The 26,820-nt window shown below is 61.6% G+C and carries 19 protein-coding genes and 1 pseudogene; 17 read left to right on the top strand and 3 right to left on the bottom strand.

Annotated elements, in window-relative coordinates; all coding sequences use genetic code 11:
• Positions 1-327, top strand: a pseudogene (locus GSM73_RS27910) (translational GTPase TypA); the annotation flags it as partial.
• A 225-nt stretch (positions 328-552) separates the two neighbouring features.
• Here GSM73_RS27910 and GSM73_RS23890 read toward each other — a convergent pair.
• Positions 553-990: a YkgJ family cysteine cluster protein gene (locus GSM73_RS23890; RefSeq protein WP_047226919.1), complete on the bottom strand. Its 438-nt coding sequence runs from the start codon at positions 988-990 to the stop codon at positions 553-555.
• A gap of 254 nt (positions 991-1,244) precedes the next feature.
• Here GSM73_RS23890 and GSM73_RS23885 point away from each other — a divergent pair, with 254 nt between their 5' ends.
• From GSM73_RS23885 to GSM73_RS23865, 5 genes are all read left to right on the top strand, one after another.
• Positions 1,245-3,695, top strand: coding sequence for a glycogen/starch/alpha-glucan phosphorylase (locus tag GSM73_RS23885; protein ID WP_076383354.1), 2,451 nt, complete (start codon positions 1,245-1,247; stop codon positions 3,693-3,695).
• A gap of 287 nt (positions 3,696-3,982) precedes the next feature.
• A complete protein-coding gene (locus tag GSM73_RS23880; RefSeq protein ID WP_160894000.1) occupies positions 3,983-7,564 on the top strand; it encodes a DUF2339 domain-containing protein in 3,582 nt (1,193 codons plus the stop codon).
• Complete coding sequence (locus tag GSM73_RS23875) at positions 7,561-8,928, top strand: DUF3999 domain-containing protein (protein WP_160893998.1); 1,368 nt, start codon at positions 7,561-7,563, stop codon at positions 8,926-8,928. The genes GSM73_RS23880 and GSM73_RS23875 overlap by 4 nt, the downstream gene beginning before the upstream one ends.
• A gap of 251 nt (positions 8,929-9,179) precedes the next feature.
• Positions 9,180-10,190: a class 1 fructose-bisphosphatase gene (locus tag GSM73_RS23870; protein WP_047226923.1), complete on the top strand. Its 1,011-nt coding sequence runs from the start codon at positions 9,180-9,182 to the stop codon at positions 10,188-10,190.
• A gap of 3 nt (positions 10,191-10,193) precedes the next feature.
• Positions 10,194-10,790 carry a DUF924 family protein gene (locus GSM73_RS23865; RefSeq protein WP_160893996.1) on the top strand — a complete coding sequence of 199 codons (597 nt, stop codon included), beginning with the start codon at positions 10,194-10,196 and terminating at the stop codon, positions 10,788-10,790.
• A gap of 130 nt (positions 10,791-10,920) precedes the next feature.
• Here GSM73_RS23865 and GSM73_RS23860 read toward each other — a convergent pair whose 3' ends face one another.
• Positions 10,921-12,813 (bottom strand): methyl-accepting chemotaxis protein, encoded by a 1,893-nt coding sequence (locus GSM73_RS23860; RefSeq protein WP_197685214.1) that lies wholly within the window; start codon positions 12,811-12,813, stop codon positions 10,921-10,923.
• Positions 12,814-13,096: 283 nt separating this feature from the next.
• Here GSM73_RS23860 and GSM73_RS23855 point away from each other — a divergent pair, with 283 nt between their 5' ends.
• A complete protein-coding gene (locus tag GSM73_RS23855; RefSeq protein ID WP_047226926.1) occupies positions 13,097-13,351 on the top strand; it encodes a lipoprotein in 255 nt (84 codons plus the stop codon).
• 31 nt (positions 13,352-13,382) lie between these two features.
• On the top strand, positions 13,383-13,952 hold the full coding sequence (locus GSM73_RS23850; RefSeq protein ID WP_047226927.1) for a lipocalin family protein: 570 nt from the start codon (positions 13,383-13,385) through the stop codon (positions 13,950-13,952).
• A 114-nt stretch (positions 13,953-14,066) separates the two neighbouring features.
• On the opposite strand, the gene GSM73_RS23845 is transcribed toward GSM73_RS23850, so the two are convergent.
• Entirely contained in the window at positions 14,067-15,431 is a 1,365-nt protein-coding gene (locus GSM73_RS23845) for a formimidoylglutamate deiminase (protein WP_160893994.1), read from the bottom strand.
• A gap of 144 nt (positions 15,432-15,575) precedes the next feature.
• Here GSM73_RS23845 and hutC point away from each other — a divergent pair, with 144 nt between their 5' ends.
• The 9 genes from hutC (at position 15,576) to hutH (GSM73_RS23800) (ending at position 26,732) form a co-directional block, all read left to right on the top strand.
• Positions 15,576-16,286 (top strand): histidine utilization repressor, encoded by a 711-nt coding sequence (gene hutC / locus GSM73_RS23840; protein WP_178129683.1) that lies wholly within the window; start codon positions 15,576-15,578, stop codon positions 16,284-16,286.
• On the top strand, positions 16,286-16,855 hold the full coding sequence (locus tag GSM73_RS23835; protein WP_107323306.1) for a HutD family protein: 570 nt from the start codon (positions 16,286-16,288) through the stop codon (positions 16,853-16,855). Before hutC ends, GSM73_RS23835 begins: the two co-directional genes overlap by 1 nt.
• Before the next feature lie 446 nt (positions 16,856-17,301).
• Complete coding sequence (hutU, locus tag GSM73_RS23830; protein WP_047226931.1) at positions 17,302-18,990, top strand: urocanate hydratase; 1,689 nt, start codon at positions 17,302-17,304, stop codon at positions 18,988-18,990.
• Positions 18,991-19,135: 145 nt separating this feature from the next.
• Positions 19,136-20,602, top strand: a complete 1,467-nt coding sequence (locus tag GSM73_RS23825) for a cytosine permease (RefSeq protein ID WP_076383360.1) — start codon at positions 19,136-19,138, stop codon at positions 20,600-20,602.
• Positions 20,603-20,671: 69 nt separating this feature from the next.
• Positions 20,672-21,640, top strand: coding sequence for an ABC transporter substrate-binding protein (locus tag GSM73_RS23820; protein ID WP_047226933.1), 969 nt, complete (start codon positions 20,672-20,674; stop codon positions 21,638-21,640).
• A gap of 70 nt (positions 21,641-21,710) precedes the next feature.
• Positions 21,711-22,562 (top strand): proline/glycine betaine ABC transporter permease, encoded by an 852-nt coding sequence (locus tag GSM73_RS23815; protein ID WP_047226934.1) that lies wholly within the window; start codon positions 21,711-21,713, stop codon positions 22,560-22,562.
• Positions 22,559-23,389 (top strand): glycine betaine/L-proline ABC transporter ATP-binding protein, encoded by an 831-nt coding sequence (locus tag GSM73_RS23810; RefSeq protein ID WP_052915294.1) that lies wholly within the window; start codon positions 22,559-22,561, stop codon positions 23,387-23,389. The genes GSM73_RS23815 and GSM73_RS23810 overlap by 4 nt, the downstream gene beginning before the upstream one ends.
• Before the next feature lie 171 nt (positions 23,390-23,560).
• Complete coding sequence (gene hutH, locus GSM73_RS23805; protein WP_160894084.1) at positions 23,561-25,084, top strand: histidine ammonia-lyase; 1,524 nt, start codon at positions 23,561-23,563, stop codon at positions 25,082-25,084.
• A 115-nt stretch (positions 25,085-25,199) separates the two neighbouring features.
• The gene (hutH, locus tag GSM73_RS23800) at positions 25,200-26,732 is read left to right on the top strand and encodes a histidine ammonia-lyase (protein ID WP_047226936.1); all 1,533 of its coding nucleotides are present in this window, start codon (positions 25,200-25,202) and stop codon (positions 26,730-26,732) included.
• Positions 26,733-26,820 lie beyond the last annotated feature (88 nt).

Here is a 26,820-nt window from a genome sequence, read left to right as displayed (position 1 = left end):
TACTCGCTGGAAACCCTGCAAGCGCGCGGCAAGCTGTTCGTCGAGCACGGCCAGGACATCTACGAAGGTCAAATCGTCGGCCTCAACAGCCGTGACAACGACCTGGGCGTGAACCCGACCAAAGGCAAGAAGCTCGACAACATGCGTGCTTCGGGCAAAGACGAAACCATCGCATTGGTTCCGCCGGTCAAGTTCACCCTGGAGCAAGCGCTGGAGTTCGTGCAGGAAGACGAACTGTGCGAAGTGACGCCTAAGTCGATTCGCCTGCGTAAGAAGATCCTTGGCGAAAGCGAGCGTACCCGCGCTGCCAAGAAAAGCGGTAACTGAGTTTCGACTTAGTTAATGGCTGAAAAAAACGCCCCTGATTGTGAGATCAGGGGCGTTTTTTTATGCCTGGAGTTTGTGCGTCGCTTCTTAGGGCTCTATCGCGAGCAGGCTCGCTCCCACAGTGGATTTTCAGCGGATACAGATGTTGTGTCCGGCATCAATCCAGTGTGGGAGCGAGCCTGCTCGCGATGACAATGGTTCAGGCCCCGCTGAACCATCTGTAGATCAGAATTTGTCCAACGTCCGCGGATTACGCTCGCGCTCCACTTCCTTGGGCTTGTAGGCGCAATACCCCGGGCGCGGCCCGACCCGCGGATGGTTGCGGCAGGTATCCGGGCGCTTCTCATAAATGGTGCACAACCGGCTCTTGCGATCCAGATAAAGGCAATCGTTGTTGCTCATGCGCTGGAGCGTGAAGATTTCGGATTTCTGGTTATAGCGCTCGACGATCCCTTCCTTTTGCAGGCGCTTGGCGATGTTTTTCGGCGGGTCGCCCAGTTCGAATTCATCGACGATACCGATTCGGATCAGGTCCTTGATCTTGACCTCCACCGGCAGTGTGCAGCAGCTCGACACGCAGGAACCGCACATTGGCGCGGAGTACTTGGCCCAGGTATCGATTCGGTCGATCTCCGCGGCGGCGATCAGGTTGGGCTTCATCATCAAGGTTTACCAGCATGCATCAGGGCGCGCGATCATACCGGGACTGGTGAAATTTTGAACGACCATCTGCCGGTTTTTTTTCGAGCCCGGTAAAACTCTCCCAGGACCGGCACGGCCCCTGCATTCATTCGCCCATACGGCAATTCCCTGGCGGCGATTCTCCGTCGCCATGGAAAAACCAACGAACCTGCGCCTGTAGTGCCTGTCAGACCGTCTAGGCTCAGACAATTTCATGCTCGTTCGAGGTCTCATCAATGACTCAAGAACCACTTGTTCGCGAAGCCGAAGTGGCTGCATTTCGCGATGCCGTGTTGACCAAACTCACTTACGCCGTCGGCAAGGACCCGGATCATGCGTTTGATCACGACTGGTTCGAAGCCATTGCCCTGGCCGCCCGCGACCATATGGTCGAGCACTGGATGGACCACACGCGGCAGATTTACCGCAAGGGCCAGAAGCGCGTTTATTACCTCTCCCTGGAATTTCTCATCGGCCGCTTGCTCTATGACAGCCTGAGCAACCTCGGCCTGCTGGACACTGCGCGCGAAGCCTTGACCGAACTGGGCGTGGATCTGGAGCGCATTCGCCTGCTCGAACCCGATGCGGCGTTGGGCAACGGCGGCCTCGGCCGGTTGGCGGCATGTTTCATGGAAAGCATGTCCACCTTGGGCATTGCCGGCCATGGCTACGGCATTCGTTACGAGCACGGCCTGTTTCGCCAGGCCATCGTTGATGGCTGGCAGCAGGAGCAAACCGAACACTGGCTGGATTTCGGCAACCCCTGGGAGTTCGAGCGGCCGGAAGTGGTTTACCCGATCGGCTTCGGCGGCAGCGTCGAGACCGTGACCGACGCCTCCGGCAATACCAAGCAAGTCTGGTCTCCGGGCGAAACCGTGCGAGCCATCGCCTATGACACCCCCGTGGTGGGTTGGCGCGGTGCCAGCGTCAACACCCTGCGTCTGTGGCGCGCCCGTGCCATGGAAGAGCTGCACCTGGAACGCTTCAACGCCGGCGACCATTTGGGTGCCGTGGCGGAAGTGGCCCGGGCCGAGAGTATCTCCCGCGTGCTGTACCCGGCCGACAGCACCGAGGCGGGCCAGGAATTGCGCCTGCGCCAGGAGTATTTCTTCGTCGCCGCCTCGCTGCAGGATTTGTTGCGCCGTCATCGCAACATGCACACCTCGGTATTGACCTTGGGCGATCACGCGGCGATCCAGCTCAACGACACTCACCCGTCGATCGCCGTGGCCGAGTTGATGCGCCAATTGGTGGACGTCTACGACGTGGCCTGGGACGCCGCCTGGCAGATCACCCAGGACACGCTCTCCTACACCAACCACACGCTGCTGCCCGAAGCCCTGGAAACCTGGCCAGTGGGGCTGATGGAGCGCATGTTGCCCCGGCACATGCAGATCATTTACCTGATCAACGCCCAGCACATCGATGCTCTGCGGTCCAAGGGGGTGCACGATTTCGACGTGCTGCGCGCGGTGTCGCTGATCGAAGAAGACAATGGCCGCCGGGTGCGCATGGGCAACCTCGCCTTTCTCGGTTCCCACAGCGTCAACGGTGTGTCCGGGTTGCACACGCAACTGATGCGCAGCACGGTGTTCTCCGAGCTGCACAAGCTCTATCCCGAGCGGATCAACAACAAAACCAACGGCATCACGTTCCGCCGCTGGCTGTTTCAGGCCAACGCTGAACTGACCTCGATGATGGTCGATGCCCTGGGCCCGAGCGTGCTCGACAACCCCGAGGAACGCCTGATCGAGCTGGAGCCGTTCGCGGATCAGCCGGCGTTCCGCAAACAGTTCGCCGAACAGCGCCTGCACAGCAAAAAGGCCTTGGCGCATCTGATTCACGAGCGTTTGGGGGTTGCCGTGAACCCGGCGGCGATGTTCGACGTGCAGGTCAAACGGATCCATGAATACAAGCGCCAGTTGCTCAACCTGATGCACACGGTGGCGCTGTACCAGGCGATCCGCGCCGAACCGGAAGTGGACTGGGTGCCACGGGTGAAAATCTTCGCTGGCAAGGCCGCCGCCAGTTATCACCAGGCCAAGTTGATCATCAAGCTGACCAACGATATCGCCCGTGTGGTGAACAACGACCCGACCGTGCGTGGCCTGCTCAAAGTGGTGTTCCTGCCCAACTACAACGTCAGCCTGGCCGAGAGCATCATCCCGGCGGCGGACCTTTCCGAGCAGATATCCACGGCCGGTTTTGAAGCGTCAGGCACCAGTAACATGAAGTTCGGTCTTAACGGTGCGCTGACTATCGGCACCATGGACGGCGCCAACGTGGAGATGCATGAGCGCGTGGGCGGTGAGCACATGTTCATTTTCGGCCTGACGGCCGAGCAGGTGGAGGCCCGCAAGCAGAACGGCGAGTTCAGTGCCGCGCCGGACATTGCCGCGTCCCATCGCCTCAACGATGTGTTGCAGGCTATTCGCGGCGGGGTGTTTTCGCCGGACGATCCGATGCGCTACACCGGGCTTGTCGATTCGCTGGTGGATTACGATCGCTTTCTGGTCTGCGCCGACTTCGACTCTTACTGGGATGCCCAGGCCAGGGTCGAAGAACGTTGGCACGACGCCCAGCACTGGTGGCGTTCGGCGGTGCTCAACACCGCGCGCATGGGCTGGTTTTCCTCCGACCGGACCATTCGGGAATACGCCACCGACATCTGGAAAGCCCTGGAGTAGCAGTTGCAGGAAATGTGAGCGAAGCCCAACGGTGGTTGGGCTTGGTCGATATACTACGCGCCAGTTTCGCCGGGCTGTGTGGCCGGTTTAGTGCTTGAGGCGCCAGCAATCCATTGTGGGAGCGAGCCTGCTCGCGATAACGGTGTGTCAGCCAACCTGTTTGGTAACTGACGGACCGCTATCGCGAGCAGGCTCGCTCCCACAAGGTTTGTGTGGTTCCACTAGACTGAACCAGGCACCGCTTCACCCCGGTTACGCCCGCAAAGGGCCGCTTAGGGATATCGACCATGCAATGGATTTTGATGCTGTTGGGCCTGGCATTTGGCTGGGTGGTGGATGAGTCGTTCGCCGATGCGCTGATAGGCGCGTTGCTGGGCCTTGGCATCGTTCAGGGGATTGGTCTGCGTCGCCTCGGTGTCCACGCCGCCGAACAGCAGAACCAGTTGCAAACGGCCCAGCGCACCTTGAGCGCACTGGAGCAGCGGCTGATCGCGCTTGAGCGCAGCACGGTCGCAGCCTCCGAACCGCCGCCATCGCCCGAGATCGTCGTGGCCCAGGCACCGGAATCCGAAATTCCACCTGAACCGGAGCTGGTCTGGGAACTGCCGCCTGACCTTGAAGCCCTTCCGGCGATGACCACACAAGCCAGCCAGCCGTTGCCCGACGACGTATGGAAGTCTGCGCCGGCCGCCCCCAAACCGGTCCAGCCGGAACCGGCTGCCCCTCGTGGTCCGAATCTGTTCGAGCGTGCCGTCGCGGGGGCGCGTAACTGGCTGTTTGGCGGTAATACCGTATTGCGGGTCGGGGTGGTGCTGTTGTTCCTCGGCCTGGCGTTTCTGCTGCGCTATGCCACTGAAGGCATGGTCGTGCCCATCGAGTTGCGTTATGCCGGCGTCGCGGCCAGTGCGTTGGGCCTGTTAGGCCTGGGCTGGTGGCTGCGCCAGCGCAACAGCAACTACGCGCTGATGTTGCAGGGCACCGGGATCGCCGTGCTGTACCTGACCGTGTTCGCCGCCATGCGCCTGCATCCGCTGCTCGACTCGAAAGCGGCCTTGGGCTTGCTGGTGGCGGTCACGGTGTTCTCGGCGATTCTGGCGGTCACCCAAAATGCCCTCGGCCTGGCTGCGGTGGCAGCGTTGGGCGGGTTTGCCGCGCCGATCCTGACGTCCACCGGCAGCGGTAACCATGTCGCGCTGTTCAGCTACTTCATCCTGCTCAATGCCGGCATTCTGGCGATTGCCTGGTTCAAGGCCTGGCGCCTGCTCAACCTGATTGGTTTTGTCGGCACCTTCGGCATCGGTTTCGCCTGGGGCTTGCGCTCTTATGGGCCGGAAGTGCTCTGGAGCACCGAGCCGTTCCTGATTGTTTTCTTCCTGATGTACCTGGCGATCGGCTTGTTGTTTACCCGACGCAAGCTGCTGGAAATGGGCGACGGGCCCGAGGACGAAGGCCGCGATGCGCTATTGCGCTGGTCGGCCCGCAAGGGCGACTACGTGGACGGCACCCTGTTGTTCGGCCCGCCCCTGGTGGGGTTCGGTCTGCAGTTCGCGCTGGTGCAGCATCTGGAGTTCGCCGCAGCGTTCAGCGCCCTGGCCCTGGGCATCATCTACATGGGGCTGGCGCGGGTATTGATGGGGGGGCGCGCCGTCCTGTTGGCCGAAACCTGCCTGGCCTTGGGGGTGATTTTTGCCAGCCTGGCGATTCCCCTGGGCCTCGATGCTCGGTGGACCGCGGCGGCATGGGCCGTGGAAGGGGCGGGGATTTTCTGGCTGGGCCTGCGTCAGCAGCGGCCTTTGGCTCGGGCTTTTGCCTTGCTGCTGCAACTGGGCTCGGCGTTGGCTTTTGTCAGCGAGTTGCGTCAGGGCGACAGCAGCCTGATCGATGGCGCCCCGCTGGGGGCGTTGATGCTGGGTGGCGCCTTGCTGTTCAGTTTCTACCAGTTGCGCAAGACCGCGCCTGAGCACGCCACACGCTGGGAGCGCCAAGGCCTGCCGGTGCTGGCAGTGCTGGGCTTGAGTTTTCTCTATCTGCTGGCGCCGTTGTTCTTCTTCACTCACGGCACTGCCATCGCTTGGGCCTTGGCCGGTCTGGCGACGCTGTTCGCGGGCCTGCGCCTGCAATCGCGCAGCTTCCTGTTTACGGCGTTCGCAGTACAACTGCTGGGTGGCGCGTTGTTTCTGTTGCGTTTGCAGGGGGCCGAAGGGGATTCGACCGCCGTGTTCAGCGCTGGCTGGAGCGGTTTGCTCAGCGCCTCCCTGATCGGCCTGGCGCTGATTGGCGGCATGCTGTTGGCGGCACGCGATGACATGGTGCGCAACGATGTCCGATTGCTGCGCGGGCTGTCGGTGGTGCTGCTGGCTGGGTTGGTGCTGATCAACCTTGCCGTGCTCTTCGTCCTGCCCTGGCAAACGGCGAGCGGTGTATGGGCGGCCAGCGGCCTGCTGATCATCTGGCTGAGCCTGTACCTGAAGCAGCGCGTGAGTTTCGTGTTTGGCCTGTTGTTGCAGTTGATCGGCGGCGCGGCGTTTCTTGCCGCCGGGTCGGCGCTGCTCGGGCCGCTGAGTGCCGAGGATCTGCGGCCCCTGGCCCACAGCGGGTTCTGGACGCCGCTGGTGCTGGGACTGGCGGCACTGGTGGGCGCATGGCGATTGCAGCGCGGCCATCCGTCGGCGGTGTTCCAGGCCTTGAGCTTGCAGCGGTTGTCCGAGTTGCTGCTGGTCTGGGGCGCAGGCTGGTGGGCACTGGCGTGGGGCAGCGAAGTGCTGCGCTTTGCACCGCAGCACCTGCAAGGTCATTTGATGCTGATCGTCGCGGCAATCAGTGTGGCGCTGTGGGCATTGCTGGCCCTGCGTTTGAAATGGCCGGCGATGGGGTTGCTATGCACCTTGCTGATACCTGTGGCCGGCTGTGTGCTGGTCGCGACCGGGCACAGCCGTTATCACCCGGCGGCGGATTTCGGCTGGCTGGCCTGGTTGGCCGTGTTCGCCGTGCATTTGCTTTCCCTGAAACGTCTGGCACCGCTGCTACCGACCCGGGCGCGCAGCACCGCCCATGTGCTCGGTTGCTGGCTGCTGATCGGTGTGCTGGCGCTGGAGGTGCGCTACGGCCTGCTGCTGTTGTCCGAGCAGTACAACGCCTGGCGCTGGCTGGGTTGGGCGATTCTGCCGAGCCTGTACCTGGTGCTGATGGCCGCGCCGCGGGCCTGGCCGTGGCCGGTCTCGGCCCATTCGCGCGAATATCGTGTGTACGCGGCGGCACCCCTGGCCCTGTTGATGCTGGGCTGGTTCTGGCTGGCCAACACCTTCAGCGACGGCAGCGCCGAGCCGTTGCCCTATGTGCCGCTGCTCAACCCGTTGGAGCTGGGCTTGCTGTTCGCCTTGTTTGGCGTCTACGCGTGGGCCCGCAGCGCGGTGGCGCAACTGGCAATCCGGTGGGGTCATGCCGGACACGTCGCCCAGTTGATCGCTGGCGTGTCGCTGTTCGCGTTCTTCACCGCCGTGGTGATGCGCAGTGCCCACCATTGGATCGGCGTGCCGTTCGAGCTGGATGCGTTGCTCGAATCCATGTTCGTGCAGGCCGGGCTGTCCATCGTCTGGACCCTGATTGCCCTGGGCCTGATGATCGGCGGGCATTTGCGCCATCGTCGTGAGGTCTGGCTGATCGGTGCGGCGTTGATCGCCGTGGTGGTGGCCAAGCTGTTCTTTGTCGAATTGAGTAACCGTGGCGGTCTGGCACGGATCGTGTCGTTTATCGGCGTGGGTGTATTGCTGTTGGTGGTGGGCTACTTCGCGCCGCTGCCGCCAAAACGCCCGGAAGGGGGCTCGCGGACCGAGCCGCCAATACCTGTCAGTGAGGGAGTGTCGTCTTGAGTCACAAGTTGAGTCGCATCGGGTTGGGCGTGGTGGGGTTGTGGGTGGCCTTGTCGGTGACGGCCCAGGAACAGCCGGCGGACTTTGCCCATCAGGTGCCATTGGCCTTGAGCGGCGAGGGGCCTTGGTATCGCCTGGCGTTGCCCCTGGAGATTCAGTTGCAAGCGCGCCAGACCGATCTGAGCGACCTGCGGGTGTTCAACGCCGCCGGGCAGGCCCAGGCCTACGCATTGGTTCGCGAGACGGCCCGGAGCCGGGAAAACAGCACCACCGACGTGAAGTGGTTCCCGTTGTACAACGCCGCCGATGACAACGAGCGCGCGCCCAGCGTACGGGTGCAATCGAGCGCCAACGGCACGCTGGTGCAGGTGCAACCGTCCAGCCGGCTCGAGGCGGGGGAGGAGGAACTGCGCGGCTGGCTGCTGGATGCCAGTGCGATCAAGGCGCCCTTGCAGCAGCTGATCCTCGACTGGACCAGCGAGCGCGACGGCTTCCAGCGCTTCACCATCGAAGCCAGTGACGACCTGCAACACTGGCAGGCGTGGGGCGAAGGCCAGGTGGCGCGGCTGACCTTTGCTGATGAGCGGGTGGAGCAGCATGAGGTCAGCTTGCCAGGACAGCCGGCGCGTTATCTGCGGTTGTTGTGGGAATCGCCGTCATCGGCGCCGGTGTTGACCTCGGCCCAGTTGCAGAGCGGCAGTCGCGAAAGCCTGCCGTTGCCGTTGGTCTGGTCGCAGCCTTTGGCCGGTAGCACCACGAAGGCTGGGCAATACACTTGGCAGTTGCCCATGGGGTTGAATGTCGAACAGGTGCAGGTCGAACTGAGCCAGGCCAACAGCCTGGCACCGGTGACCCTGGCCGGACGGCGTGAAAGCAGCCAGCCGTGGCAATCGCTGGGCAGCGGCTTGCTGTATCGCCTGACCCAGAACGGCCAGGATGTGCTGCAAAACCAACTGCAGCTGTCGGGGCAGACCGTGCAGCAATTGAAGCTGACGGTGGACGAGCGAGGCGGCGGCCTCGGTGCCCAAGCGCCAGCCTTGCGTTTTGCCGTGCGCCCGACCCAGGTGGTGTTCCTGGCGCGTGGCGAGGGGCCCTACAGCCTGGCGCTGGGCAATGCGACGGCGAAAGCGGCCAGCCTGCCACTGGCCACGCTGGTGCCCGATTACAAACCGTCACGCCTGGCGACGCTGGGTACGGCGAAGACCGATGGTGTGGCGACCTCGGCATCGGCTGCCGCAACGCCCTCTGCGACCGTCGAGACCAACTGGAAGAAGATCGGCTTGTGGGCGGTGTTGCTGATCAGCGTACTGGTCCTCGCGGGGATGGCATTGAGCTTGCTGCGCAAGCCGCCGGTCAAAAACTGAGGTGCTGCACACCCATCGCGAGCAGGCTCGCTCCCACACTGGATTTATGTCGTATACAAAAACTGTGTCCGCAGAAGATCAAATGTGGGAGCGAGCCTGCTCGCGATAGCGTCCTATCGACAACAGAAATACCCAAGCGAGGCGCGACCCCGTGAACTCAATCCTCCATTCCCCGTCTCATAGGAGGAATTAAGTCCCGACTCGCGCTAAACTGCGCAGGTTTTTCCGCCCCCTATTCTTCGGAGCCGTCCATGTCCCGCGTTACCTTGAGTCGCTATTTGATTGAGCAGACCCGCAGCAACAACACCCCTGCCGATCTGCGCTTTTTGATCGAAGTGGTGGCGCGTGCATGCAAGGAGATCAGCCACGCCGTATCCAAAGGCGCCCTGGGTGGTGTCCTGGGCAGCATGGGCACCGAAAACGTGCAGGGCGAAGTGCAGAAGAAGCTCGACGTGCTCTCTAACGAAATTCTGCTCGAAGCCAACGAATGGGGCGGCCACCTGGCCGGCATGGCGTCCGAGGAAATGGACAACGCCTACCAGATCCCAGGCAAATACCCCAAGGGTGCTTACCTGCTGGTGTTCGACCCACTGGACGGTTCGTCGAACATCGATATCAACGCGCCAGTGGGCACCATCTTCTCGGTATTGCGTTGCCCGAACGAATACCTGAGCCAGAATGAAGCCTTGAATGAAAAGGCGTTCCTGCAGCCAGGCACCGAACAGGTCGCCGCCGGTTATGCCATCTATGGCCCGCAGACCATGCTGGTGCTGACCCTGGGCGACGGCGTCAAAGGCTTCACGCTGGACCGTGAGATGGGCAGCTTCGTTCTGACCCACGAAGACATCACCATTCCTGAAACCACCCAGGAATTCGCCATCAACATGTCCAATCAGCGTCACTGGGAAGCCCCGGTACAACGCTACGTGGGCGAATTGCTGGCCGGTGAAGAAGGTCCGCTGAAAAAGAACTACAACATGCGCTGGGTCGCCGCGATGGTCGCGGACGTACACCGCATCCTGACCCGTGGCGGTCTGTTCATGTACCCGCGCGACAGCCGCGAGCCGTCCAAGCCGGGCAAACTGCGTCTGATGTACGAAGCCAACCCGATGTCGTTCCTGGTGGAACAGGCTGGCGGTGCGTCCACTGACGGTCACCAGCGTATTCTCGACATCCAGCCCGAAGGCCTGCACCAGCGTGTGGCGGTGTTCCTTGGCTCGAAGGAAGAAGTCGCCCGCGCCACGGCCTACCACAAGGAATAAATCATGGCCCAGCCCTGGCAGCCGTTGCTCGATTGGTGGTTTGGCTCAGCCAAATCGCCGGACGAAATAGCCGCTGACAAGGGCAAGCTGTGGTTCGGCAAACGGCATGATCGCCAAGCGCACGAGCGCTTCGGCGATCAGGTCGAGCAGGCACTGGCCGGCGGATTGACCGACTGGGCGCAACGCCCCGAAGGCTGGCTGGCTCTGGTGCTGCTGCTTGATCAGCTCCCGCGGATGATCTTTCGCGATTCCCCCAAGGCTTTTTCCGGTGACCTGCGTGCCCAAGCGCTGGTGGCCCAAGGCATGGCGGCGGGTTTCGACCGGCAACTCGAACCTATCCAGCGGGTGTTCATCTACCTGGTGCTCGAACATTGCGAAAACCTGGCGGTGCAGAATGAAGCGGTGTCCCGTTTCATCGAACTGACCCGCGAGCAGCCCGAGGCGGATCGGGCGGTGTTCGAAGACAACCTGGATTACGCCGAGCGGCATCAGAAGATCATTGCGCAGTTTGGACGTTTCCCCCATCGCAATGCGGTGTTGGGGCGTGAGTCCACGGCTGATGAAATCGAGTTTTTGAACAGGCCTGGGTCCAGGTTCTAGATTGCGTTGCGGCTACTATCGCCATCGCGAGCAGGCTCGCTCCCACAGTTGATCTTTGGTGATCGCGGATTTTGTGTCCGGCAGAGATCGGTGTGGGAGCGAGCCTGCTCGCGATGGGCCCGCCCGGGCACTAGATTCGGAAACTACCCACCAACTGCTTCAACCGCGCCGCTTGCTGTTCAAGGTCGGCACAGGCCCGCAATGTCGCTTGCAGGTTTTCCACGCCTTCCTGGTTCAGCGTGTTGATTTCGGTGATGTCGACGTTGATCGATTCCACCACGGCGGTCTGCTCTTCTGTGGCGGTGGCCACGGACTGGTTCATGCCGTCGATTTCACCGATGCGCTGGGTCACGCTGCCCAGGCGTTCGCCGGCCTGGTTGGCGATGCCGACGCTGCTTTCGCTCTGGCGCTGGCTGTCGGTCATGGTCAGGACCGCTTCCCGGGCGCCGACTTGCAGCTCCTCGATCATCTTCTGCACCTGCTGCGCCGAATCCTGGGTGCGATGAGCCAGGTTGCGCACTTCATCGGCCACCACCGCGAAGCCGCGACCGGCTTCACCGGCCCGGGCGGCTTCGATGGCGGCGTTCAGGGCGAGCAGGTTGGTCTGCTGGGAAATGCTGGTAATCACCTCAAGGATCTGGCCGATGTTCACCGTATTGTTGTTCAGGGTTTCGATGTTGCCGCACGAATCGCTGATCTTGGCGGACAACTGCTGCATGGCGGTGATGGTTTTATCCACCACGTGTTGACCGTCTTCGGCCAGGCTGCGGGCATCGCTGGAATGTTGCGAGGCGAGGGCGGCGTTCTGGGCGATTTCCTGGGCGGCGGCACCGAGCTGGTTGATCGCCGCGGCCACGCTGCTGGTGCGTGAAGCCTGCTGATCGGAATTGACCATCGACGAGTTTGACGCGCTGACCACACGCAGTGCGACTTCGTTGACCAGACCGGTGGCCGAGGCCACTTCGCGGATCGACGTGTGAATACGCTCCACGAAACGGTTGAACGACGTGCCCAGAGCGCCGAATTCGTCCTGGCCGTGGATGGTCAGACGGCGTGTCAGGTCGCCTTCGCCTTCGGCGATGTCATGCATGGCGCGGCCCATGGTCAGCAGCGGTTGCATCAGCACGCGGATCAGCATGCCCAGCAGGGCGATGATGAATACCACGGCAATCACCATGGCGATCAGCGCCGAAGTACGGAACTCGCTGAGCATCGCCAGGGCAGTGTTCTTGTCGAGCACCAGCGCCACGTACCAGTCGGCCCCCGGTACGCCGTTGACCCGCGTGAAGGAGAGGTATTGAGTCTTGCCGTCGAGCTCGACTTCTTTCATGCCTGGGCTGACGTGCAGTGCGCCGTCAGGGTAGGCCTCGGCCAGGGTCTTGAGCACGCGCTTGCTGTCGGGGTGGATGAGGATCTTGCCGTCGGCGCTGACGATGAACGCATGGCCGTGGCCGCCAAAATTCAGCGAGTTGATGATGGCGCTGACGCTGGACAGGTCGATGTCCGCACCGGCCACGCCGATCATCTGGTTCTGATGTTGTACCGGGGTGGCGACGGTTATTACCAGTTTGCCCGACGAGGCGGCGATGTAGGGTTCGGTGACGATGGTTTGTTGGGCGCTGTTGGCGGCCTTGTACCAGCCACGGGCGCGGGGATCGTAGTCGGCCGCACGATTGCCGGCCGGTACCGAGAACATCACGCCGTCGGTGCCACCGAAATAGCTGAGCTGGAAGTTGCCGGTGTAGGCCGGTAGGCCCACGGCGCGCTTGAGACTATCGGCACTGCTGCCGTCCACGGCAATCTGCTGGGCCAACGATTGCAGCAATTGGGTGCGGCCTTCGACCCAGGTTTGAATGTTGCGGCTGGTCAGGCTGCCGAGCTCCTGCATGGAGGTCTCGGTGCTGGCTTGCAAGCCCTGGCGCTGACGGTAGTCGTTGAACAGGATGAAGCAGGCGAATGCAACGGCTACCACGAGCGCAGCAGCCAGCAGGATTTTGTGGCTGAATTTCATGTTTCTGGTCATTAAGAACGCTACCGCAGAGGAGCTGGTCAGGAAGGGGCGTCAATTTGCCATAACACCTGGCATCGCGCTGCTCTTTTTATCGGCTCCAAAGCGCTTTGAATCAGGCGCGTGCAGGCTAATCCCGACGAAATACACGACGGCGTCACAAACGGGTTGATTCATCCATGAAACACCGGCCCAAAGCCCAACAAATACTGGGTCTGTCGGGGAACCAGATAGGGGTTTTCTCTTCTAAGGTTCTGGTTGGCACCCTGCCACCCCCTTCCGTTCCAGGAGTTACACCATGTCGCTGCGATCTATCGCCCTGTTGTCCTTGTGCGTCTTGTTGACGGCATGCAGCAAGGTCAACCAGGAAAACTATTCGAAACTGTCTGCCGGCATGCCCAAGGCCGAAGTCGAAGCGTTGTTGGGGAAACCGACCGATTGTTCGGGCGCGCTCGGCATGTCCAGTTGCACCTGGGGCGACCAGAAGAGCTTTATCAGCGTGCAGTACGCCGGTGACAAAGTGTTGATGTTTTCCGGCCAAGGCCTGAAGTAAACCGGGGCCACCGGCCCGCGGGAGAAAAATAATGATGCGGTTATTGTTAGTGCTTTTTGCCGGCCTGGTATTGGCTGGCTGTGCCACTTCTGGCGAAGACCCGTTGGCGCCAAAGACTGTCAACAGCGTCGACCTCAAGCGTTACCAAGGGACCTGGTACGAGTTGGCCCGTCTACCGATGTACTTCCAGCGCAACTGCGCGCAATCGGAAGCCCACTACACCCTCAAGCCTGACGGCAATGTGGATGTGTTCAACCGCTGCCTGACCTCGGACTGGCAGTGGGAAGAAGCCAGGGGCACTGCAACGCCTCAAGTGCCGGGCAAGACCGACAAGCTCTGGGTCGAGTTTGATAACTGGTTTTCGCGGATCGTGCCGGGTGTGGCGAAGGGGCAATACTGGGTCCTGTATGTCAGCGATGATTACAAGACCGCCATCGTCGGTGACCCGAGTCGTCGCTACATGTGGTTGCTGTCCCGAACCCCGACGGTCAATGGCGTTGTGCGCGAAGAACTGCTGAGTAAGGCGCGCCAGCAGGGTTACGACACAACACGGTTGATCTGGCGTGCCTCGGATCGGCAGATGGCCAAGACTTCGGATTGATAGTCACCGATCAAATGTGGGAGCGAGCCTGCTCGCGATGAGGTCGTCACATTCAACACAGATGTTGACTGATAGACCGCCATCGCGAGCAGGCTCGCTCCCACAGTTTTGTGGTCAACCCAACAGTTCGCGCAAGACTTGAGTAAACGCCCGCGCACTGTCCTCCTCCCCGGCATGATGCCCGTCACGCACGACCCATTGCCCGCCAACCATCACATCCCGCACCTGACGATCTGCGCCGGCAAACAGCCAGCGATTGAGAATCCCATCGCCGTTGGCGCTGGCCAGGTACGGATCGTTGCCATCGAGCACCAGCCAGTCGGCGCGCTTGCCAACTTCGAGGGCGCCGACCGGTTGTCCCAACGCCTGGGCACCCCCTTGCAGCGCGGCATCGAACAAGGTGCGCCCGACCATCGGTTGATCGGCCCGATACAAGCGGTTGCGCCGTTGATCTCGCAGGCGCTGGCCGTATTCCAGCCAACGCAGCTCTTCCACCACGCTCAACGACACATGGCTGTCGGAACCGATCCCAAGACGTCCGCCCTGGGCGAGGAAATCCACGGCCGGGAAAATCCCGTCACCCAGGTTGGCTTCGGTGGTCAGGCACAGGCCGGCAATCGCCTGGCTCCTGGCCATGAGGCTGACTTCGTGAGCATTGGCGTGGGTGGCGTGGACCAGGCACCAGCGCTGATCCACCTCGGTGTTTTCGTACAGCCATTGCAGCGGTCGGGCGCCACTCCAGCTCAGGCAGTCGTCGACTTCCTTTTGCTGCTCGGCAATGTGGATGTGCACCGGGCAATGGCGGTCGCTGGCGGCCAGCACTTCCTGGATTTGCCCGGGGGTCACGGCGCGCAGCGAGTGGAAACACAAACCCAGCGCCTGGGCTGGTTGCCCGGCCAGGATCGGCTGCAAGCGTGACTGAAGTTTCAAGTAGTTTTCGGTGCTGTTGATGAATCGACGTTGCCCGTCATTGGGGGCCTGGCCACCGAAACCGGAATGGCTGTAGAGCACCGGCAGCAGGGTCAGGCCGATGCCGGCGGCGCTGGCGGCCTGGCTGATGCGCAGGGCCAGTTCCGCCGGGTCGGCGTAAGGCGTGCCGTCGGTGTCGTGGTGTACATAATGGAATTCGGCGACCGAGGTGTAACCGGCCTTGAGCATTTCGATGTACAGCTGTCGGGCGATGATGCCGAGCTGATCGGGGCTGATTTTTCCGACGAGGCGGTACATCAGGTCGCGCCAGGTCCAGAAACTGTCGTTGGGGTTGCCCGCCACTTCCGCCAGCCCGGCCATGGCCCGCTGGAAGGCGTGGGAGTGCAGGTTCGGCATGCCAGGCAACAGTGGCCCGCCCAGCCGTTCGGCGCCGTTTGCCTGGGAATCGGCCTGGATATGAGTCAAGACGCCGCTGGCGTCGACTTCAAAACGTACATCATGGGCCCATCCACTAGGCAGCAGCGCGCGTTCGGCAAAGAAGGCGGACATGGTTCAACCTCATCGTGCGTAATTTGTATATACATATACAGACGTTTGCCTGCCCGGTAAACTCCGGCAAGCTAGCACCCTTCTTTTGCAGAACAAGGAACCGCCGTGCCGACTCCGCCTGCCAAACCGCCGCTGGCCGCAAACATGGGCGACAGTCCGGCGCCCTTGTACGCCCGCGTCAAACTGATGATCACCCAGCAGATCGACAGTGGAAACTGGCCGCCGCATTACCGCGTGCCATCGGAAAGCGAACTGGTCAGCCAACTGGGTTTCAGCCGCATGACCATCAACCGTGCCCTGCGTGAGATGACCGCCGACGGCCTGTTGGTGCGCATGCAGGGCGTCGGCACCTTCGTGGCCGAGCCCAAGAGCCAGTCGGCGTTGTTCGAAGTGCATAACATTGCCGACGAGATCGCCTCCCGAGGCCATCGCCATACGTGCAAGGTCATCACACTGGAGGAAGAGGCCGCCGGTTCCGAGCGCGCCCTGGCCCTGGACATGCGCGAAGGCCAGAAGGTATTCCATTCGCTGATCGTTCATTTCGAAAACGACATCCCCGTGCAAATCGAGGACCGTTTCGTCAATGCCCTGGTGGCCCCGGACTACCTCAAGCAGGACTTCACCCTGCAAACGCCCTACGCCTACCTCAATCAGGTTGCGCCGCTGACCGAAGGCGAGCACGTGGTTGAAGCGATTCTCGCTGAGGCGAGCGAGTGCAAGCTGCTGCAGATCGAACGGGGCGAGCCATGCCTGTTGATTCGCCGCCGCACCTGGTCGGGGCGTCAGCCGGTAACCGCCGCGCGCCTGATTCACCCCGGTTCCCGTCATCGTCTGGAAGGACGCTTTCATAAATGATCAAGCAGATGAAAGTTCTGCGCGCCGCCGATTATCCACGCATGCCATGGAAAAACGGCGGCGGCAGCACCGAAGAAATTACCCGTGATGCGGGTACCGGCCTGGACGGTTTCGGCTGGCGCCTGTCGATTGCCGATATTGCTGAGTCGGGTGGCTTTTCCAGCTTCGCCGGTTACGAGCGGGTCATCAGTGTCTTGCAGGGTGACGGCATGACGCTGAACGTCGATGGTCAGGTTACGCGGGCTTTGCATCCGCTGGACCCTTTTGCATTCAACGGCGAGAGCCATGTGCACTGTACGTTGCTGGGCGGGCCGATTCGTGATTTCAACCTGATCTACGCGCCACTGCGTTACCGCGCGCGGTTGCAGTGGATGGGCGGCCAGCAGCGGTTTTTCAGTGAGGCGGGGACGGTGTTGGTGTTCAGTGCGGCTCCGACGCTGAGGGTCAAGATTGATACGGCTGTCGAGGCACTGGGGCTTTACGACTGCCTGCAACTGAGCGGTAACACCGGATTGCTGGAGATATCAACTGCTGGCCAGTGCTGTGTGATCGAGCTGACTGCTCACTGACCTCAGACGTGTAGGCCATTGTGGCGAGGGAGCTTGCTCCCGCTCGACTGCGCAGCAGTCGCAAAAAATATAGGGCTGCTTCGCACCCCAGCGGGAGCAAGCCCCCTCGCCACAAAAAGCCTGATCGTTGTTCCTTCTACTCGCACCAACTTGTTACCGAATGCCCCAGCGTGGCGCAACGCCACGCTTTATTGGCCCTTCCTTCCAGTACCAAAAATCCCCTTCAGAAATTTCATTTTCCGCTAGAGCCCTTTAATTACGGGACTCACAACCATGCTCGTCGTTTTCCTTGGGCACGCATTCATCAAGTTGGCCGCCTGATTGCATATGCTTGTACATACAAGTAAAGACGTATGCGTATGAGTCACCATTGCTCAACGTAACGTGCCTGGAAATCGCGCCCATTGCCTGGGCTGGTCTGGATTGATCGCTGAGGAGTTCTTGCTGTGACCGACGCTACCCGCAAACCCGAAAAATACCGTGACGTTGAAATCCGTGCCCCACGCGGTAACACCCTGACCGCCAAGAGCTGGCTGACCGAAGCGCCGCTGCGCATGTTGATGAACAACCTCGACCCCGAAGTGGCCGAGAACCCTAAGGAACTGGTGGTTTACGGTGGCATCGGCCGTGCGGCGCGTAACTGGGAGTGCTACGACAAGATCGTCGAAAGCCTGACCAACCTCAACGACGACGAAACCCTGCTGGTGCAATCCGGCAAGCCGGTGGGCGTGTTCAAAACCCACAGCAACGCTCCTCGCGTGTTGATCGCCAACTCCAACCTGGTGCCGCACTGGGCCAGTTGGGAACACTTCAACGAACTGGACGCCAAGGGCCTGGCCATGTACGGCCAGATGACCGCCGGCAGCTGGATCTACATCGGCAGCCAGGGCATTGTCCAAGGCACCTACGAGACCTTCGTCGAGGCCGGTCGCCAGCATTACGACGCCAACCTCAAGGGGCGCTGGGTCCTCACGGCCGGCCTGGGCGGCATGGGCGGTGCGCAGCCGTTGGCCGCGACCCTGGCCGGCGCTTGCTCGCTGAACATCGAATGCCAGCAGGTGAGCATCGATTTCCGCCTCAAGACTCGTTATGTCGACGAACAGGCCACTGATCTGGACGACGCGCTGGCCCGTATCGAGAAATACACCGCAGAAGGCAAGGCGATCTCCATCGCGCTCTGTGGCAACGCCGCCGAAATCCTGCCGGAAATGGTCCGTCGCGGTGTGCGCCCGGACATGGTTACCGACCAGACCAGCGCCCACGACCCGCTCAACGGTTACCTGCCGGCCGGCTGGACCTGGGACGAGTACCGCGCCCGCGCCAAGACTGAGCCTGCTGCCGTGGTCAAAGCGGCCAAACAATCGATGGCCGTCCACGTCAAAGCCATGCTGGCCTTCCAGAAAATGGGCGTGCCGACCTTCGACTACGGCAACAACATCCGTCAGATGGCCCAGGAAGAGGGCGTCGAAAATGCCTTCGATTTCCCAGGGTTCGTACCGGCGTATATCCGTCCGCTGTTCTGCCGTGGCATCGGCCCGTTCCGCTGGGCTGCGCTGTCGGGCGACCCGCAGGACATTTACAAGACCGACGCCAAGGTCAAGGAACTGATCCCCGACGACGCCCATCTGCACAACTGGCTGGACATGGCCCGCGAGCGCATCAGCTTCCAGGGTCTGCCGGCGCGTATCTGCTGGGTCGGCCTGGGCCAGCGTGCCAAGCTGGGCCTGGCGTTCAACGAAATGGTGCGCAGCGGCGAATTGTCGGCCCCTATCGTGATCGGTCGCGACCACCTGGACTCCGGTTCCGTGGCCAGCCCCAACCGCGAAACCGAAGCCATGCAGGACGGTTCCGATGCCGTGTCCGATTGGCCGTTGCTCAACGCTTTGCTCAACACCGCCAGCGGCGCGACCTGGGTGTCGCTGCACCATGGCGGCGGCGTCGGCATGGGCTTCTCCCAGCATTCGGGCATGGTCATTGTCTGCGACGGCACCGACGAAGCGGCCGAGCGAATTGCCCGCGTGCTGCACAACGATCCGGGTACTGGGGTGATGCGTCATGCTGATGCTGGCTATCAGATCGCGATTGATTGCGCCAAGGAACAGGGGCTGAACCTGCCGATGATCACCGGCAAGTAACCCCGGAGCCCATGTGGGAGCGAGCTTGCTCGCGATGTGGCCGGCACATTCAACACTTGTGTTGGCTGATAGGCCGCCATCGCGAGCAGGCTCGCTCCCACAAAAAAGCAACGCTCGAACTAGGACAATCCACAGAGGTTGAACCATGGCCGTCACCCGCACACGCGCAAGCAGCAAGCCGTTGATCGAGAGGCGTTCGATCGACTACATACCGGAAGCGGAGAGACACGGCCGATTGTTGAGCCAGTTCACCCTCTGGATGGGTGCCAACCTGCAAATCACTGCCATTGTCACCGGCGCATTGGCGGTGGTGCTGGGTGGTGATGTGTTCTGGTCGTTGATCGGTTTGCTGATCGGCCAACTGCTCGGCGGTGGCGTCATGGCGTTGCATGCCGCGCAAGGGCCCAAGCTTGGCCTGCCGCAGATGATCTCCAGCCGGGTGCAGTTCGGTGTGTACGGCGCGGCCATCCCGATCGTGCTGGTGTGCCTGATGTACCTGGGTTTCACCGCAACCGGAACCGTGCTTTCCGGCCAGGCGCTGGGCCAGTTGTTTGGTGTCAGCGACAGTGTCGGCATCCTCATTTTCGCCAGTACCATCGTGCTGGTCACGGTGCTCGGTTATCGGGTGATTCACTTCATTGGCCGTGTCGCCAGCGTCATTGGTGTGATCGCCTTTGTTTACCTGTTCGCTCGCCTGATGAGCCAGACGGACGTTGGCGCACTCCTGCAAATCCGCCATTTCAGCTGGAGCAGTTTCCTGCTTGCGGTGTCGCTCGCGGCTTCCTGGCAGATCGCCTTCGGCCCCTACGTGGCGGACTATTCGCGTTACCTGCCGAGCAAGACTTCCTCGGTGAAAACCTTTTTTGCCGCAGGCGCAGGTTCAGTCATCGGCGCGCAGGTGGCGATGATCCTTGGCGTGTTTGCCGCCGCCTCGGCCAATGGGCAGTTCGCGGGTCACGAAGTGGCCTACATCGTTGGCCTGGGTGGTACCGGTGCCACCGCTGCGCTGCTGTACTTCAGCATCGCTTTTGGCAAGGTCACTATCTCCACGCTGAACTCCTACGGCAGCTTCATGTGCATTGCGACCATCATCAGTGGTTTTCGGGGTCACCTGAACGTCACGCGCTTGCAGCGTCTAGGCTTCGTGCTGGTCATCGTCGGCGCGGCGACCCTGATCGCGCTGCTCGGTCAGCACTCGTTCCTCGGTGCGTTCAAGTCTTTCATCCTGTTCTTGCTGGCGTTCTTTACGCCTTGGAGCGCGATCAATCTGGTGGACTACTACTGCATCACTCGCGAGCGCTATGACGTGCCGGCGCTGGCCGACCCGAACGGTCGCTACGGTCGTTGGAATGCCCTTGGTATCAGCGTCTATGTCTTCGGTGTACTGGTTCAACTGCCGTTCATCGCCACCAAGTTCTATACCGGTCCGCTGGTGGAAGCCATGGGTGGTGTGGATATTTCCTGGATCATCGGCCTGGTGGTTCCGGCGGTGCTGTATTACCTCGCCGCCAGGAAGTGGCACAGCGCTGTACCCGATCAATTGATCCTGCCGGTCGAGCAGGACGCGGTTGACGCACAACCGAGCAGGGCGGGTCGCATCCAAGCGGCCTGATGGGATGTTGACAGGGCTGGATGCCTCTTGACTGCCGTAAGCCAATTCACTGATTAGGAGCGTCACATAATGAAATCGAACAAGACCCTGCTGACCACATTGCTTTGCATGGGCCTGCTGGCCAGTGCCGGCGCCACGCAAGCGGCGGGTTGGTGCGAGTCGGGCAAGCCGGTGAAATTCGCCGGTCTGAACTGGGAAAGCGGCATGTTGCTGACCGACGTCATGCAAGTGGTGCTGGAAAAAGGCTACGGCTGCAAGACCGACAGTCTGCCAGGCAACTCCATCACCATGGAGAACGCCTTGAGCAGCAACGATATTCAGGTGTTCGCCGAAGAATGGGTCGGTCGCAGTGAAGTCTGGAACAAGGCCGAGAAGGCCGGCAAGGTTGTCGGCGTCGGCGCCCCGGTGGTGGGTGCCATCGAAGGCTGGTACGTGCCGCGCTATGTGATCGAGGGTGACGCCAAGCGTAAGCTTGAAGCCAAGGCGCCGGGCCTGAAGAACATCGCCGACCTGGGCCAGTACGCCGCTGTGTTCAAGGACCAGGAAGAGCCATCCAAGGGCCGCTTCTATAACTGCCCGGCCGGCTGGACCTGTGAGCTGGACAACAGCGAAATGCTGAAAAGCTATGGCCTGGAAAAAACCTACACCAACTTCCGCCCCGGCACCGGTCCGGCCCTGGATGCGGCGGTGCTGTCGAGCTACAAGCGCGGCGAGCCGATCCTGTTCTACTACTGGTCGCCAACCCCGCTCATGGGTCAGGTGGACCTGGTGAAACTGGAAGAAAAACCGGGCGTGGACAAAAGCGTGACCATCAAGGTCGGCCTGTCCAAGACCTTCCACGACGAAGCGCCTGAACTGGTGGCGGTGCTGGAAAAGGTCAATCTGCCCATCGATATCCTGAACCAGAACCTCGGGCGCATGGCCAAGGAGCGGATCGAGTCGCCGAAACTGGCGAAGATCTTCCTGAAGGAACATCCTGAAGTCTGGCACGCCTGGGTCAGTGAAGACGCGGCCAAGAAAATCGACGCGGCTCTGTAGGTCGAATACACCCGGCCAACCCTAGGGCTGGCCGGGACGTTCACTGCATCCACTTGATCGAGAGTCTCTTATGTTTCCCGAAAGCTTTACCTTCTCCATCGCCGACTGGGTCAACAGTTGGGTCGACTCCCTGGTGACCAACTACGGCGATGTGTTCCGGCACATTTCCGACACCTTGCTGTGGGCCATCGTCAACCTCGAAGGCCTGCTGCGCATGGCACCCTGGTGGTTGATGCTGGCCATCGTCGGCGGCATTGCCTGGCACGCCACCCGCAAGGTCGCGACTACGGCGGTGATTGTCGGCCTGCTGTTCCTGGTGGGCGCGGTGGGCCTGTGGGACAAACTGATGCAGACCCTCGCCCTGATGCTGGTGGCGACATTTATTTCGGTGTTGATCGGCATTCCGCTGGGCATCCTCTCGGCCCGCAGCAATCGCCTGCGTTCGGTGTTGATGCCGTTGTTGGACATCATGCAAACCATGCCGAGCTTCGTGTACCTGATTCCGGTATTGATGCTGTTTGGCCTGGGCAAGGTCCCGGCGATTTTCGCCACGGTGATCTACGCCGCGCCGCCATTGATTCGCCTGACCGACCTGGGCATTCGCCAGGTGGACGGCGAAGTGATGGAAGCCATCAATGCGTTCGGCGCCAACCGTTGGCAACAGCTGTTCGGCGTGCAACTGCCCCTGGCCCTGCCAAGCATCATGGCCGGGATCAACCAGACCACCATGATGGCCCTGTCGATGGTCGTAATCGCTTCGATGATCGGCGCCCGTGGCCTGGGCGAAGATGTCCTGGTGGGCATCCAGACCCTCAACGTCGGACGCGGCCTGGAAGCCGGGCTGGCGATCGTGATTCTCGCCGTGGTCATCGACCGCATTACCCAGGCCTATGGTCGTCCTCGGCATGAGGTGAGCAAATGAACAACGCAGCCATCAGCAAGATCGAAGTCAAGAACGTCTTCAAGATTTTCGGCAATCGCTCCAAGGAGGCTTTGGAGCTGATCCGCCAGAACAAGACCAAGGACCAGGTGCTGGCCGAAACCGGTTGCGTGGTCGGTGTGAACGACTTGTCGTTGAGCATTGGCACCGGTGAGATCTTCGTGATCATGGGGCTTTCCGGCTCCGGCAAGTCCACTTTAGTGCGCCACTTCAACCGGCTGATCGATCCTACCAGCGGCGCGATCCTGGTGGACGGCGAAGACATTCTGCAACTGGACATGGAAGCCCTGCGCGAATTTCGCCGGCACAAGATCAGCATGGTGTTCCAGAGCTTCGGCCTGTTGCCCCACAAGAGCGTGCTGGACAACGTCGCCTATGGCTTGAAAGTGCGTGGCGAGAGCAAGCAGGTCTGCACTGAGCGTGCGCTGCACTGGATCAACACCGTGGGCCTGAAGGGCTACGAGAACAAATATCCGCACCAGCTCTCCGGCGGCATGCGCCAGCGCGTGGGCCTGGCCCGTGCCTTGGCGGCGGATACCGACATCATCCTGATGGACGAAGCGTTCAGCGCCCTCGACCCGCTGATCCGCGCGGAAATGCAGGACCAGTTGCTGGAACTGCAAAAGACCCTGCACAAGACCATCGTGTTCATCACCCACGACCTCGACGAAGCCGTGCGCATCGGCAACCGCATCGCGATTCTCAAGGATGGCAAGCTGATCCAGGTCGGCACACCCCGAGAGATCCTGCACTCGCCGGCGGATGAGTATGTTGATCGGTTTGTGCAGCGCAGGGCTGCGGTGGTTTGAGGGATTTGTGGTGGCTGGGCTGCTCCCATCGCGAGCAGGCTCGCTCCCACAATGGGGTCTTTTTTGTTCACCCCATTTTGTGTCCAAAGCAAATCCCTGTGGGAGCGAGCCTGCTCGCGATGGCGCCGGTAAAGCTGCATCAATGTTCAGGTTATAGGCATGAGGTTGAAGATGTCCCAGGCTGAAAAAATCGTAATCGCCGACGCGCCGTTGCGTTGGCAGGATGTGGTCGCCGTCGCCCGCTTCGGTGCCGAGCTTGAGCTGTCGGCCCAGGCCTGGGCGCGGATCGACAATGCCCAGGCCATCGTCCAGCGCATCGTCGAAAGCGGCGAGCGCGCTTATGGCGTCAACACCGGCCTGGGTGCCCTGTGCAATGTCTCGCTCAAGGACGAACAGCTCAGCCAATTGTCGCGCAACACACTGCTCAGCCATGCCTGTGGCGTTGGCGCGCCGCTGGCCGATGAACAGACCCGGGCGATTGTCTGCGCGGCCATCCTCAACTACAGCCAGGGCAAGTCCGGCATTCATCGCCGGGTGGTCGAAGCCCTGCTGGCGCTGCTCAATCGCGGCATCACCCCGCAAGTGCCGTCCCAGGGTTCGGTGGGCTACCTGACCCACATGGCCCATATCAGCATCGCGTTGTTGGGCGTTGGCAATGTCAGCTATCGCGGGCAAATCGTCTCGGCGCAACAGGCTCTGGCCGCAGAGGGCTTGCAACCGGTGCAACTGGGGGCCAAGGACGGTTTGTGCCTGGTCAACGGCACGCCGTGCATGACCGGCTTCAGTTGCCTGGCCCTGGCCGATGCGACGCGGCTGCTGCAATGGGCCGACGTGATCGGCGCCATGAGCTTCGAGGCCCAGCGCGGGCAGATCGCGGCGTTCGATGCCCAGATCATCGCCCTCAAGCCGCACCCTGGCATGCAACAGGTCGGCGTCAACTTGCGAGCACTGTTGGACGGCAGCGAAGTCATCGCTTCGAGCCTGGGCATTCGCACCCAGGATGCGTTGAGCATCCGCTCGATTCCTCAGGTCCACGGTGCCGCTCGCGACCAACTGGCCCATGCCCGGCAACAGATCGAAACCGAACTCAACGCCAGCACCGATAACCCGCTGTTGTTGGGCACGCCCGAGAGCTTCCGGGTCATGTCCCAGGCCAACCCCCACGGTCAGTCGGTGGCTTTGGCGGCGGATCTGCTGGCGATTGCCATGGCCGAAATCGGCTCCATCGCCGAACGTCGTCTCGACCGTTTGATCAACCCCCACGTCAGCGGCCTGCCGGCCTTTCTGGTGGCCAACCCCGGGGTAAATTCGGGGATGATGATCGTGCAATACGTCGCCGCGTCGCTGTGTGCGGAAAATCGCCAGCTGGCCCAGCCGGCGGTGCTCGACAACTTTGTCACCTCGGGCTTGCAGGAAGATCACCTGAGCATGGGCACCAACGCCGCCCTGAAGCTGCACCGGGCGTTGGAAAACTGCACGCAGATCCTCGCCATCGAATACCTGCTGGCCGCCCAGGCTTTTGAGTTTCTCAAGACGCAACGCTTCGGTGCCGGCACTGACGTTGCCTGGAAACTGCTGCGTGAGCATGTGCCGGCCTACGACCAGGACCGCTGGCTGGCGCCGGACATCGCCAGCGCTGCCGCGCTGCTTAAAGATCCAGCCGTGTTGCACAACGCTTTACCGAATTTGAATTGATCAAAAAACCGCCAGCGTGCCAAGGCATCCACCGTCCAAAAGGCGAGGGTGACGGATAACGGAACATTCCGGAGCGACTGGCGGGTGAAAACAAAACTCTCAAAAGGAGCAATACATGACTGCCTTAAACCTGATTCCCGGCCAATTGAGCCTGGCTCAATTGCGTGACATCTATCAGCAACCCGTGACCCTGAGCCTCGACGCCAGCGCGTCGGCGCAGATCGAAGCCAGCGTCGCCTGCGTGGAGCAGATTCTCGCCGAGAATCGCACGGCCTACGGCATCAACACCGGATTTGGTCTGCTGGCCTCGACCCGCATCGCCAGTGAAGACCTGGAAAACCTGCAACGCTCTCTGGTGCTGTCCCATGCCGCTGGCGTGGGCGAGCCGATCAGCGATGCGCTGGTGCGGTTGGTCATGGTGCTCAAGGTCAATAGTCTGAGCCGGGGTTTTTCCGGCATCCGTCGGCAGGTGATCGATGCGCTGATTGCGCTGATCAATGCCGAGGTCTATCCACACATTCCGTTGAAAGGCTCGGTCGGCGCTTCGGGTGATCTGGCGCCGCTGGCCCACATGTCCCTGGTGCTGTTGGGCGAAGGCAAGGCCCGTTACAAAGGTGAATGGTTGCCGGCTGTCGAAGCGCTGAAAGTGGCCGGCCTTGCGCCGCTGACCCTGGCTGCCAAAGAAGGACTGGCGCTGCTCAACGGCACCCAGGTGTCCACGGCGTTTGCCTTGCGTGGCCTGTTCGAAGGCGAAGACCTGTTCGCCGGCGCCCTGGCTCTGGGCAGCTTGACGGTAGAAGCGGTGCTCGGTTCGCGTTCGCCATTCGATGCGCGTATTCACGCCGCGCGCGGCCAGAAAGGCCAGATCGATGCCGCCGCTGCTTATCGCGATCTGCTGGGCGAGCGCAGCGAAGTCTCCGCTTCCCACCAGAATTGCGACAAGGTCCAGGACCCGTATTCCCTGCGCTGCCAGCCACAAGTGATGGGCGCCTGTCTGACCCAGTTCCGCCAGGCCGCTGAGGTGCTGGTGATCGAAGCCAACGCCGTATCGGATAACCCGCTGGTGTTCGCCGCCGAGGGCGACGTGATTTCCGGTGGCAACTTCCACGCCGAGCCGGTGGCAATGGCCGCTGACAACATGGCCCTGGCAATCGCCGAAATCGGTTCGCTGAGTGAGCGGCGTATTTCGCTGATGATGGACAAGCACATGTCGCAACTGCCGCCGTTTCTGGTGGCCAATGGCGGGGTGAACTCCGGCTTCATGATCGCCCAGGTCACCGCTGCTGCCCTGGCCAGCGAAAACAAGGCGTTGTCCCATCCCCATTCGGTGGACAGCCTGCCGACTTCGGCCAACCAGGAAGACCACGTGTCCATGGCCCCCGCCGCCGGTAAGCGGCTGTGGGAAATGGCCGAGAACACCCGGGGGATTCTGGCGGTGGAATGGCTGGCGGCGTGCCAGGGGCTGGATCTGCGCGGCGGTTTGAAGACCTCTGCCAAGCTGGAGCAGGCCCGCGCCCTCTTGCGCGCAGAAGTGCCGTTCTATGAGAAAGACCGGTTCTTCGCGCCGGACATCAATGCGGCGAGCGAGTTGTTGGCCAGTCGTTGCCTGAATGAACTGGTCACGGCGCAGTTGTTGCCGAGCCTGTAAGGACCTCATCGCGAGCAAGCTCGCTCCCACAGGGGGTGGTGTAGAGCCCCGGTACACCAGAAGTCCTTGTGGGAGCGAGCCTGCTCGC

Source organism: Pseudomonas sp. PICF6 (genome assembly GCF_009831705.1).
Taxonomy (GTDB): Bacteria; Pseudomonadota; Gammaproteobacteria; order Pseudomonadales; family Pseudomonadaceae; genus Aquipseudomonas; species Aquipseudomonas rhizophila.
The sequence above is the reverse complement of the archived record's forward strand: the minus strand, read 5'-3'. Positions and strand labels throughout refer to the sequence as shown.